General features: G+C 30.8%; 15 protein-coding genes and 3 tRNA genes. 14 read left to right on the forward strand and 4 right to left on the reverse strand.

What is annotated here, in order from left to right:
* Positions 1 to 322: 322 nt before the first annotated feature.
* The 7 genes from LBD57_RS00665 to rbr all read left to right on the forward strand — a co-directional run bounded on the left by LBD57_RS00665 (position 323) and on the right by rbr (position 4,709).
* On the forward strand, positions 323 to 484 hold the full coding sequence (locus LBD57_RS00665; protein WP_373469423.1) for a rubredoxin: 162 nt from the start codon (positions 323 to 325) through the stop codon (positions 482 to 484).
* Between the two features lie 5 nt (positions 485 to 489).
* Entirely contained in the window at positions 490 to 1,746 is a 1,257-nt protein-coding gene (locus tag LBD57_RS00670) for a cysteine desulfurase family protein (protein ID WP_373469424.1), read from the forward strand.
* A 66-nt stretch (positions 1,747 to 1,812) separates the two neighbouring features.
* Positions 1,813 to 2,190 (forward strand): Fe-S cluster assembly scaffold protein NifU, encoded by a 378-nt coding sequence (nifU, locus tag LBD57_RS00675; protein WP_373469425.1) that lies wholly within the window; start codon positions 1,813 to 1,815, stop codon positions 2,188 to 2,190.
* 5 nt (positions 2,191 to 2,195) lie between these two features.
* The gene (locus LBD57_RS00680; RefSeq protein ID WP_373469426.1) at positions 2,196 to 2,390 is read left to right on the forward strand and encodes a hypothetical protein; all 195 of its coding nucleotides are present in this window, start codon (positions 2,196 to 2,198) and stop codon (positions 2,388 to 2,390) included.
* Positions 2,391 to 2,421: 31 nt separating this feature from the next.
* Complete coding sequence (locus tag LBD57_RS00685) at positions 2,422 to 3,612, forward strand: FprA family A-type flavoprotein (protein WP_373469427.1); 1,191 nt, start codon at positions 2,422 to 2,424, stop codon at positions 3,610 to 3,612.
* A 58-nt stretch (positions 3,613 to 3,670) separates the two neighbouring features.
* On the forward strand, positions 3,671 to 4,111 hold the full coding sequence (locus LBD57_RS00690; protein ID WP_373469428.1) for a desulfoferrodoxin family protein: 441 nt from the start codon (positions 3,671 to 3,673) through the stop codon (positions 4,109 to 4,111).
* A gap of 19 nt (positions 4,112 to 4,130) precedes the next feature.
* On the forward strand, positions 4,131 to 4,709 hold the full coding sequence (gene rbr, locus LBD57_RS00695; RefSeq protein ID WP_373469429.1) for a rubrerythrin: 579 nt from the start codon (positions 4,131 to 4,133) through the stop codon (positions 4,707 to 4,709).
* 333 nt (positions 4,710 to 5,042) lie between these two features.
* Here rbr and LBD57_RS00700 read toward each other — a convergent pair whose 3' ends face one another.
* The 4 genes from LBD57_RS00700 to LBD57_RS00715 form a co-directional block, all read right to left on the reverse strand.
* The gene (locus LBD57_RS00700; RefSeq protein WP_373469430.1) at positions 5,043 to 5,168 is read right to left on the reverse strand and encodes a hypothetical protein; all 126 of its coding nucleotides are present in this window, start codon (positions 5,166 to 5,168) and stop codon (positions 5,043 to 5,045) included.
* Positions 5,161 to 5,460 carry a nucleotidyltransferase domain-containing protein gene (locus tag LBD57_RS00705; RefSeq protein ID WP_373469436.1) on the reverse strand — a complete coding sequence of 100 codons (300 nt, stop codon included), beginning with the start codon at positions 5,458 to 5,460 and terminating at the stop codon, positions 5,161 to 5,163. The genes LBD57_RS00700 and LBD57_RS00705 overlap by 8 nt, the downstream gene beginning before the upstream one ends.
* A 454-nt stretch (positions 5,461 to 5,914) precedes the next feature.
* Complete coding sequence (locus LBD57_RS00710) at positions 5,915 to 6,511, reverse strand: hypothetical protein (protein WP_373469431.1); 597 nt, start codon at positions 6,509 to 6,511, stop codon at positions 5,915 to 5,917.
* Between the two features lie 72 nt (positions 6,512 to 6,583).
* Positions 6,584 to 7,366 carry a TrmH family RNA methyltransferase gene (locus LBD57_RS00715; protein WP_373469432.1) on the reverse strand — a complete coding sequence of 261 codons (783 nt, stop codon included), beginning with the start codon at positions 7,364 to 7,366 and terminating at the stop codon, positions 6,584 to 6,586.
* A gap of 224 nt (positions 7,367 to 7,590) precedes the next feature.
* Between LBD57_RS00715 and pgi the strand changes: the two genes are divergently transcribed.
* The 7 genes from pgi to LBD57_RS00750 all read left to right on the forward strand — a co-directional run.
* Positions 7,591 to 9,237 (forward strand): glucose-6-phosphate isomerase, encoded by a 1,647-nt coding sequence (pgi, locus tag LBD57_RS00720; RefSeq protein WP_373469433.1) that lies wholly within the window; start codon positions 7,591 to 7,593, stop codon positions 9,235 to 9,237.
* Positions 9,238 to 9,243: 6 nt separating this feature from the next.
* Positions 9,244 to 10,275: a 23S rRNA (adenine(2503)-C(2))-methyltransferase RlmN gene (rlmN, locus tag LBD57_RS00725; protein ID WP_373469434.1), complete on the forward strand. Its 1,032-nt coding sequence runs from the start codon at positions 9,244 to 9,246 to the stop codon at positions 10,273 to 10,275.
* Between the two features lie 392 nt (positions 10,276 to 10,667).
* Positions 10,668 to 11,048: a hypothetical protein gene (locus LBD57_RS00730; protein ID WP_373469435.1), complete on the forward strand. Its 381-nt coding sequence runs from the start codon at positions 10,668 to 10,670 to the stop codon at positions 11,046 to 11,048.
* A 212-nt stretch (positions 11,049 to 11,260) separates the two neighbouring features.
* Positions 11,261 to 11,343, forward strand: a tRNA-Tyr gene (locus LBD57_RS00735).
* 24 nt (positions 11,344 to 11,367) lie between these two features.
* Positions 11,368 to 11,438 (forward strand) — tRNA-Gly (locus LBD57_RS00740).
* Positions 11,439 to 11,461: 23 nt separating this feature from the next.
* Positions 11,462 to 11,533 (forward strand) — tRNA-Thr (locus LBD57_RS00745).
* A gap of 71 nt (positions 11,534 to 11,604) precedes the next feature.
* Positions 11,605 to 11,707 (forward strand): GTP-binding protein (locus LBD57_RS00750; RefSeq protein ID WP_373469437.1); only part of this gene is annotated, 103 nt, incomplete at its 3' end.

Consider the following 11,707-nt stretch of genomic DNA (forward strand, 5'->3'; position numbering starts at 1 on the left):
CCGCTCATCAATGCATTTTGTATCCTAATATTTAATTCAAATACCTCTATTTGGCTTTTACCTGTATATTCTGATACTAATACCATCAAAAATGCATCTTTTACTTCCTTGTTTGGAAAATCTAATTCGTATATCAATGTCCCATTTATTACCAATTCTTTCTTTATTGTCAGATATCCTGTTTGATCTAGGCCTCTATTTTTTCTTTGTAAATTTTTGTAAAATTTGTCATAAGATTTTAGAGCATTAAGGAGTTGAATACATTGAGTTTGATAGATGTATAATTGACGGTGTTTAAAGTATAAACAATAGGGGAGGTTTTATGGAAAAAATGAAATGTAGCATTTGTGGGTATATTTATGATCCTAGTGTTGGTATTGAAGACAGCGGTATAGCCAAGGGAACATCTTTTGACCAACTACCACAAGATTGGGTTTGCCCAGTATGTGGTGCGCCAAAAGATGCTTTTGAGTTAGAGAAGTAACTCCAATGAAGTACATATATTTGGATAATCAGTCTAACACAAAGTTAGATAAAAATGTTTTTGATGTGATGGTGCCTTTCTTTGTTGATTATTATGGAAATCCTCAAAGTATTTATTCTTTAGGTTCTATTTCTAAAGACGCTCTTGATGACGCAAGGTCTAAAGTTGCAAGCTTTATCAATGCAGATATTAATGAAATAATTTTTACTTCTTGTGCTACAGAATCGAATAATTTGCTAGTTAAAGGTATTGCAGAATCGTTAAAAAATAAAGGAAAACATATTATTGTTTCAGCTATAGAACATTTTTCTATTTTAAATCCTTTAAAAAGACTACAAAATGACGGTTTTGAAGTTACTTATTTGTCTGTAGATGCAAAAGGGAATGTAAACGCTCAAGAACTTAAAAAATCCTTAAGAAAAGATACTATTTTAGTGTCTATTCAACATTCTAACCCTGAAGTTGGAACTATACAAAATATTAAAGATTTAGTGGCTATAGTTAAAAATAATAAAATAAATGATTTTGTTGTGTTTCATACAGATGCTGTAAGTTCGTGTGGATTTATGCCTATAGATGTTAAAGATTTAAACGTAGATGCTTTAACATTTTCTTCGTCTGTAATGTATGGCCCTAAAGGAGCTGCAGCTCTTTATGTTAAAAAAGAGGTGAAAATAGTTCCGCAAATTGAGGGTGGCGTTCAAGAAAACTCTAAACGTTCAGGCACAGAGAATATTCCTGCAATAGTGGGTTTTGGCAAAGCTTGCCAAATTGCTAAAGAGAAACTTGTTTCAAATGTACAAAAAATAAAAGGGTTAAGAGATAAACTTATAAACGAGTTGCCAAAAAAAATTGAATATATTTATTTAAATGGTGCCATAGGGAATCGTTTACCAAACAATGTAAATTTTTCGATTGAATTTGTTGAGGGGGAGGCCTTATTTTTGCTCTTAGATGCCATAGGTATCATGGCAGCGAGTGGTTCTGCTTGTGCAAATAAGAATCTTAAAATTTCGCACGTATTAAGTGCAATGAAGGTAGATGTAGCTGTCGGGCAAGGATCTATAGTCTTTACATTGTCAAAATACAATACTCAAGAAGATATTGACTATGTGTTAGAGGAGTTCCCGAAAATAGTTAGTAGGCTTAGAGAAATGTCTCCTCTATACTCATATTTTTTACAGACAGGTAAAAGAAAAAAGGCTGGGCCGGGTACTGATTTTGACCACGAACATGATCATTGTCATATAAACGAAGAATAATTTTTATTGTATGGAGTCTTAAAAGAGGTTTTATAAGTTGAAGTAAGGCGTAAGAGGGGGGACAGAATGGCATTTTATTCGCAAAAGGTTATGGAACATTTTGCAAATCCGCGAAATGTTGGCCAGATAGAAAATGCAGATGGTGTAGGAGAAGTTGGAAATCCTGTCTGTGGCGATATGATGACTTTTTATATCAAGGTTAAAGATAATAGAGTAGAGGATGTAAAGTTTAAAACTTTTGGGTGTGGAGCAGCTATAGCGGTTTCTTCAATGGTTTCTGAAATGGCCAAAGGCAAAACCATAGAAGAAGTCATGAACATTACAAATGATGATGTTGCAAAAGAACTTGGAGGATTACCTCCAAACAAAATGCACTGTTCAAACCTTGGAGCAGATGCATTGCACAAAGCTGTAGAAAATTATAAATCAAAACAAGGTAAATAAATAATATGTGTAAAGATAAATGTTCTTGTCCGTATTGTCAAACAGAGTTAAAAAGTGAATGTTTAAGTCCAGAATTTTGTAAGCCCTGCTGTACAACCAAAAATAGTAGTATAAAAGTGTGCGATGTTTGTGAATCAGAATATTCTAACGAATATGAAAAATGTCCAATGTGCCAAGCAGAGCAAAACTATAAAAGGTAGTGCAGGTTTTCCTGCATACAGAGGTTTATTTATGCCAGCAAAATTAATAAAAGAAGGTGTATATTCAGTTGGAGCAATAGATTGGAATGAGAGACATTTTCACGGCCATACATATGTAACTAAAAGAGGTGTCACGTATAATTCTTACTTAATATTAGATGAGAAAGTAGCGTTGATTGACACAGTTAGGCATGGTTTTCAAAAGGAATTAATAGAAAATATCAAAAGTATTATTGATCCTACAAAAATAGATGTTATAGTGATAAATCATATAGAGCCAGATCATTCTGGAGCTTTTCCAGACTTATTAAAAATTTGTCCTAATGCTAAAGTTTATGGTACACAGAAAGCAAAACAGGGACTTTTAAAATATTACGGTGTATGTGGTAATTGGGTCCTAGTAAAATCAGGCCAAAACATAAATATTGGGAAAAGAACCTTAGATTTTATAGATGTGCCTATGATGCACTGGCCTGATAGTATGTTTACATATTCTGCTTATGATAAAATTTTGTTTTCAAATGATGGTTTTGGACAGCATTATGCAACCAATAAAGTTTTTGATTATGAAGTTAATTTTGATGTCTTAATGGACGAAGCTCAAAAATATTATGCAAATATACTTTGGCCGTTTAATATGATTATTTCTCCAAAACTTGCAGCAATAAGTAAGTTAAATCTTAATATTGAAATTATAGCTCCAAGTCATGGACTTGTGTGGCGTAAACATATACCAGAAATTATGCAGAAATATTTATATTGGTCTTCGCATTCATGTAAAAACAGAATTGCTGTTGTTTATGAAACTATGTGGAATTCTACTGAAAAAATGGCAAGAAAGATTGTAGAAGGAATAACTTCACAAGGAGTAGAGTCTGTATTGTTTGATGTAACAAAAAACGATAGAACAGATATAGCTTCATATATGTTAGAAGCCAAAGGGTGGGTGTTTGGCTCTTCAACACACGATGGAGAAATGTTGCCTGTAATTGCAGGTTTTTTGCATTTTCTTAAAGGTTCTAAAGCTAAGGGGCGCAAATCTTTTGCATTTGGTTCTTATGGTTGGAGCGGAGAGGCTACAAAAGATATTGAAAACACAATATCGAATGTTACGTCTTTTGAACCTTCTTTCAGGGTGGTTTTCAATCCTACTTGCGAAGAATTGGATAAATGTTTTGAAATCGGTAAAGCTTTTGCTTTAGAAATAAAAAGTGAAGATTGATCAGATAGTGTAGATCTGAATGTTTTTAGAGAAACCTTAAAGTTAGAAAGGAGGTCATATGAAAGGATTAGTTTGTAAAGTTTGTGGTTATGTATCTTTAGATGGAACCAAAGATGTATGCCCTATTTGTCTTGCCAAAAATGCATTCGAGGAAAAAGAAGATGCTTATAAAATGCCCGACTTTAAAGCAACATCAGGGGAAAGTGAAAAAAAGCATATTCCTGCTTTTACAGTTATAAAACAATGCGGTTTAATTCCAGGAGCAGGCTGTATAGATGTCCATGTAAAAATTGGAGAGGTACTACACCCAGCTTTACCTGAACATCATATACAAGAAATAACTTTTTATGTTAACAATAAATTTGTGGCAAATGTTATGCTTACATCTGATGTTAATCCTGCAGCAGTTATTCATTTAAAAGAAAATACAAAAGGGAAAGTTCAAGTTATAGAAACTTGCAATCTTCATGGTAAGTGGTTTAATGAAGTAGGAATATAATAGGTAAGGAGGCCAAAGAATGGCAAAATCAATTAAAGGGACAAAAACCGAAAAACATTTATTGGAGTCGTTTGCAGGAGAGTCGCAAGCGAGAATGAGATATACATATTTTGCATCAAAAGCAAAGAAAGAAGGTTTTGAACAAATTGCTGCAATTTTTATAGAAACAGCAGATAACGAAAAAGAACATGCAGAGAGATTTTTTAAATTTTTAGAAGGTGGTCCGCTTGAAATTACTGGTACTTTTCCAGCAGGTATTATTAGCGGCACAGTTGAAAATTTAAGGCTTGCAGCAGCAGGAGAAAATGAAGAGCATACAAAACTTTATCCTCAAGCAGCAAAAGTTGCTGATGAAGAGGGATTCCCTGAAGTAGCAGAGTGTTTTAGAAGGATTTCTATTGCTGAAAAACATCATGAATCAAGATATTTAGAACTTCTCGATAACCTTGAGAATGATAGAGTTTTTAAGAAAGATATGCCAATAAAATGGAAATGCCGTAACTGCGGATATGTTTATGAAAGTAAAGAAGCTTTAGATAAATGTCCAGCATGTTTACACCCCAAAGCCTATATGGAAGAATTAGCTGATAATTTTTAGGATATTTACTTGACAGTTAGAAAGGTCAGCGTAAAATTAACTTACGCTGACCTTTTTGAGGTTAACTTAACAATTCTAAACAGGATTTGTTATAATTTATTAACAATATTTTTATGAAAAACTTTGCATCATTTAACATAATCTTAACAGTTACTAAATCAGGTTTATATGCAAAATCATAATCACTTTTTTCTCTTATCAAGTACGCATTTTTGTATACTTCATACATTTTATTGTTAAAAATCTTTTCTTCATATATAAATTTTTTATTAAACCAGCCTTTTAATTGCGAATGGTTTGATGTTGAAAAATTATTTTTTATTGCTAAAGCATTTAGAGAGTAAAAAACAGCTTTAAAGCTCCTTCTAATTGTTTTGATTTTATATTTTCTTCAGCTGTTTTTAATGCTATTTTGGCTTTTTCTATTGCAAGTTTTATCAACTCTCTATTATTATGCATAAAATACGCCTTTCCCTACAACTTCATTACAAAATATATAATTCCGTTTTAGTTCAAGATATGTATATGGTTTTAAATCTATAACAATATTGTTGGTGTATTCTATTTTTGAAACTATAGCCCATACTACACTTAGTTTTTTGAAATTATATTTACTAAAAATTACAACAATATCAACGTCGCTATTTTTGTTGTATGTGTCGTTAACTTGTGAACCATAGATATATAATCCCTTAAAATCTTTAAAAGATTTTTTAAGTTCATTTTTTAACTCATTAACAATTTTGTCTATTTTTTTTCATATATCTACTATCTACTTTAACCTAACTTAGGCGCTTAAATTATTAAATTATACCGTAAATAGTATACAATAAATCGATTAATTATAGAAATGTTTGTAATAAGAAAGATAACTAAATTAAGGTTTTGTGTATATTATATTCTTAAAGATAAACCATACTTTATATCAGATATTTCAAGATTTTTCTCATTATTTCCTTCAGGTTCAAGGAGGATAATTTTTTTATGCATTTCAATCTCCATAATAATTTATAACTAAAATTTTATACCGAAGACAAAATTAACGAATGTTCCAGAAAAATCCAACTTATCATTTAGTATACCATGTGGTAATTTTGCCTCAGCATAAAAAAAACTGGCTCAGATCAAAATCAATATTCAGTAAGTTCTAAAGTGTATAATTTATACCTATTGCCAAATTTGTTATAGGAACAGCAGAAGAAAACTTATTCAAACTTAAACCCAGCGTAAAGTGTTATTGTTTGACAATTGGCATCAATTGTTTCAGAATTATTTGGTAAAGAAATACTAAAGTTATTTATTGCGTATATTGCTTCTATAACTAAAAAATTTATACTAAATCCTAAACCAGCACCATAATAAAGACCTATTTTTTGCGTTGCTCCATCAAGTAAATTTGTTAACATAGGTATGCTACCCCCTAGCCTACCGGAACAAAACATAAATGTGTTATCTAATCCGTGTAGTGGTGTGCGCAATTTTAAGGCTACAAAAAGTGGCATAAAAGACACATTTTCATTGGTATTATTTGTATCTCTAGGAAAATCATATATTGCTCCAAGTCCTAAAGCGACAACATTGTTTAAATATTGAAAATATTCAAGTCCTGCAGAGATCCCAAGTTTTGTGTCCTGACTTGCATTAGTGCCTTGAGCCTTTTCTGAGAGTAGCGAGAGTGTACTTAAAGGTTGAAATCCAAATTTTAAAATAAATTCCCTATCATTATTTGGTTTTGCAAACACTGCAATGATAGCTACTAATAATAAAACAAATGCCATTAAACTTTTCATAATATTGCCCATCTTGATGCGTCCTCCTAAGTTAAAATATAATCAACAACATAATTATATAAATTTAGTTAATAGAAATTTGTTTTATTTTTTATTATAAAAAAGTGAGTGGCCGTAGTCTTTTGTTATTTCGTACATAATTATAGATGATGCAATTGCGGCATTTAAAGATTCACATTTACCAGGTATATTTATTTTTATAAGTTCATCTGCTAAATTTTCAGTTTCATTTGTAATACCGTTAGACTCATTTCCTATTATAAAAGCACATTTTTTAGGTACTTTAATATTATTTAAATATTTTTCCCCATTTAATGAAGCAGCAAAAACTGTAATTTTTTCTTTTTTCATTACTGCCAGAATATTTTTTATGTCTATATTGTCTAGTACGGGTATATGAAATATTGACCCCATCGTTGATCTTAAAGTTTTGTCGGAATATATATCAACGCTACCTTTTGATACAAATACTGCTTTTGCATCAAATGCAGCTGCAGAGCGAATAATTGTACCAAGATTTCCGGGATCTTGAATGTTTTCTAAAATTATAAACATACCTATATTTTTTATAATATCTTCAATTTTATAATGTCTTTTTTCTACAATGGTTATTATGCCTTGTGAAGACTTTGTTGTTGATAACTTATTAAATAGGTGTTCTGAAAGGCTCGTTACATTCTTAAAATTGTTTATACTATTTTTATGTTTTTCTGATATAAGGATTTGTTTTATATTCCAATCTTTAGGAATTTCTTCAATTTGTTTTTTACCTTCAATAAAAAAACAATTATTTTTATCGCGAAACTTTTTATCTTGCAGTTTAAGTATTTGTTTAAATATAGAATTTTGTGTACTAGTAATTATCATAATTTTAATTTGGCGAGTAGTTCCTATGTTTTAAAATTTTGAAGTTGTCACCAAGTATGATGAGTTTTTTTTGCTTTAAAATTATATCAGAATAGAAATAATGTGTAAAACAACGAATATTTTTTTAACAAAGTATAGTTGTAGTATTAAACAATGAAAAAGAAAATGTTATACTCTAAAATATTCAAAAAAGTTAATTGCTGTTTATTTATATGGAGAAAATTATGAGTAATTTTGAACTTAAAAATACACCGTGTTGGCAGAATCTCGAAAAACATTATATTGAAGAAATTCAAAATGTCCATTTACGAGATTTGTTTAAAGATGAAAACAGATTTAATGAATTTTCTATAAGTGATAACAATATAGGCATAACTTTTGATTATTCAAAAAATATTATTAACTCTAAAACTTTTAAACTTTTAATGGACTTTTCAAAAGAAGCAAGAGTAAATGAATATACAAAAAAGATGTTTTCAGGGCAGAAAATAAACTGGACAGAAAAAAGAGCAGTACTTCATACAGCTCTTAGAAATAGAAGTAATAGTCCTATTTATGTTGATGGTAAAAATGTTATGCCTCAAATTAATGTTGTACTTTCTAAAATGAGAAAATTTAGTGACGATTTAAGAGAGGGAAAGTGGACTGGTTTTACTGGAAAAAGAATTACTGATGTCGTAAATATAGGGATTGGAGGGTCTGATTTAGGGCCTAAAATGGTTTGTGAGGCATTAAGATACTATGCTGATATAGTAAATGTTCATTTTGTTTCTAATATTGATGGTGCAGATATTTACGAAGTGTTGAAAAAATTGAATCCTCAAACAACACTTTTTATAATAGCTTCTAAAACTTTTACAACTCTTGAAACAATAACAAATGCTGTAACTGCTAGACAGTGGCTTGTAGACCAGTTAGGTGATAAAGCTGTTGTAAATCATTTTGTTGCTCTTTCAACAAATGTAAAAAAAGTTAAAGAATTTGGTATTGATGAAAATAACATGTTTGAATTTTGGAATTTTGTAGGTGGTAGATATTCTCTTTGGTCTGCAATCGGACTTCCTATTTGTTGTTATGTTGGGTTTGAAAAATTTGAAGAGCTTTTAGAGGGGGCTTACTATATTGATCAGCATTTTTTAAATACTCCTTATGAAAAAAATATTCCTGTAATAATGGCAGTATTAGGATTTTGGTACAACAATTTTTTTAATGCTTCAACACATGCAGTTTTGCCATATAGTCAGTATCTGCATAGATTTGCTGCATATTTGCAGCAGGGCGATATGGAAAGTAATGGAAAAACTATAAATTTTGAGAATGATAGGGTTGATTACCAAACAGGTTCTATAATTTGGGGAGAACCGGGCACTAATGGGCAACATTCATTTTATCAGCTTATACATCAAGGGACTAAATTTATTCCCTGCGATTTTATAGGTTATATAAATCCAGTAAAAAAGATTGGTGACCATCACGAAAAATTGATGGCAAATTATTTTGCTCAAACAGAAGCTCTTGCGTTTGGTCTTACAAAAGAACAAGTAATAGAAAACCTTAACCAAGCTGGACTTTCTAAAGAGGACATAAAAATTTTAACTAACCACAAAATATTTGAAGGTAATAGACCAACAAATAGCATATTAATTAATAATCTTAATTCTAAAACATTAGGAGCTTTAATTGCATTATATGAACATAAGATATTTACGCAAGGTATAATGTGGCGTATTAATAGTTTTGATCAGTGGGGCGTAGAATTAGGGAAAGTTCTTGCAAATGTAATATTGTCTGAACTTAAAGATGGTTCAGAAAATAATCATGATTCTTCAACAAAAAATTTAATAAAGATTTTTAATTCAAATAAACAATAGGAATTTATGAAAAAATATATACTAGACTTAACAAGTATTCAGCTAAAAGCGTATCTAAAAGTGATTATAAATCAGGATTATAGAATTAACCAAATTCTTGATTGGATTTATGAAAAAAAAACAGCTACTTTTGAAGAATTTACTTCAATCCCAAGGGATTTCAGACAAGAGCTAGATAAAAGATTTTTGCTTAGGTCTTTAAAGATAGTCAAAAAAGAACAATCTATTCTTGATGGGACAATCAGATACACCTTTCAAAGCATAGACAAAAAACATTTTTCCGCTGTTTTTTTACCTACAAAAGGAAAAAATTCTGTGTGTATATCATCGCAAATAGGTTGTCCTGTAATGTGTGCTTTTTGTTCTTCAGGGAAAGTAAAATATACAAGAAATTTAACTAGAGGTGAGATACTAGAACAAATTTTACAAATAGAAAATGATACTAAAGAAAAAGTTTCAGGCATTTTATTTATGGGTACGGGGGAGCCTACACTTAATTATAATAATGTTTCATTAGCATTGAGTTCTATTTTATCTAAAAAAGAATTTGCAATTGGGAAAAGACATATAACACTGTCAAGTGTGGGAAATGTTACAGCAATTAAAAAACTTGCAGATGATAATTTTGGCATTCGTCTTGCTATTTCTTTGCATGCTACTAATGAAAAACAAAGAAAAAAAATAATCCCAAATAATTTTGGTTTTACTATAGAAGAAATATTAAATGTAGGTAAATATTATCTTAAAAAGACAAAGTCCAGATTAACAATAGAATATATTCTAATTAAAGAAATTAACGATTCTTCTGCTGATGCTCATAAGCTTGCAAGACTTTTAAAACGATATGATTTAATAAATCAAAGTGTCCAGATAAATTTAATACCATTTAATCCTATAGGAGATGTTAATTTTAGCGTACCTACTCAAGAGGCTATACTTAAATTTAAAAATATATTAAAGTTAAACGGTATTACTGCAAATATAAGGCAAGCTAAAGGGGCAGATATAGGTGCAGCATGTGGACAATTAGGCCGTTAAGAATTTAGGTTTTTAATAGACACATTATTACAAATTTTCACAATAATTTATTGCAAAAAGAATTTTTTAGACTATAATAAAAATCTTATATTGTTGTTTATATTGTCAAAATAATCAAAAATACTTGCATGCTATTTTAAATTAATATTTTTTAAGAATATTTACTCAAAAAAGTCAGTTTTAAAAACATGAGCTGATATATCAAGTCATTGTTTTGTGTAAGTATTTTTGATTAGAAATAATATAAGGGAGAAAAGATTATGAAAAAGATTGTGAATGTTGTACTTCGAGCTTGATTTTCGTGTGTTGTTTTTCGTTTGCAAAAGGGAATATTGCTGTTTTAGGTGTAGGTGGCACAATTGCAGGTACAGCTAAAACTTCTGCTCAATCTGTTGGACATAACAGCATCTGATTTGTCTATAGCAGATGTTTTGAAAACCGTTCCTGAAATACCTGAAGTTGCAATTGTTTATGGTTATGCGGACACGGACGAAAAATCTGTAAATGCTTTTTGTGTAGCTGGAGTTAAAGGTATAATTTTTGCAGGAACCGACAATGGTAGCGTAGCAAAAAGTTGTCTTGCAAGTCTTGATAATACAATAAAGTCCGGCATAGTAGTTGTCAGATCGTCAAGAATCCCAAGTGGTATTGTGTCAAAAGATAAAAAATATGAAGATGAGCATGGTTTTTATAGCGGCAAAATCATTAAATCCACAGAAAGCAAAGATTTTGCTTCAACTTGCATTGACAAAATATTCACAAAAAAATACTGATACAATTCAAAAGCTATTCTATAAATATTAAAAAATCATACACAAAACTATATATTTTTTAAAAATATGTAGTTTTGTGTCTAAGAGTTTAAATTCAGGATTTAGAAAATCGTATTGACATACGTATATCTTTAATTATATAATTTTTCAATTATAACAATAATTAAAAAACCTAACAGAAAATCTTCTTCTCTTTTATTTGCAAAATATTCGGGGGTGTGGCAGAGTGGTCTAATGCACCAGACTGTAAATCTGGCGGGCTTGCCCTTCGGTGGTTCAAATCCATCCGCCCCCATATATTAAAATAGTTGTTGTATTTGCGGGAGTAGCACAATGGCAGTGCTCCAGCCTTCCAAGCTGGCTACGCGGGTTCGATTCCCGTCTCCCGCTTTTTGTTCATAGTTTATAAAGGTGCCGAGGTGGCTCAGTGGTAGAGCACCTCCTTGGTAAGGAGGTGGTCGCGGGTTCAATTCCCGCCCTCGGCTATTTATTTTAAGGGTTTAACAGACCCTTAAGATATACCACAATAAAAATTGGTGAGAGGGGTAAAAAAGAAATGGGAAAGGAGAAATTTGACAGGAGAAAGCCGCACGTAAACATAGGGACGATAGGGCACGTGGATCATGGTAAGACGACGTTAACAGCAGCAATAACGAAGG

The organism is Candidatus Endomicrobiellum cubanum (assembly GCF_031278955.1).
Lineage (GTDB): Bacteria > Elusimicrobiota > Endomicrobiia > Endomicrobiales > Endomicrobiaceae > Endomicrobiellum > Endomicrobiellum cubanum.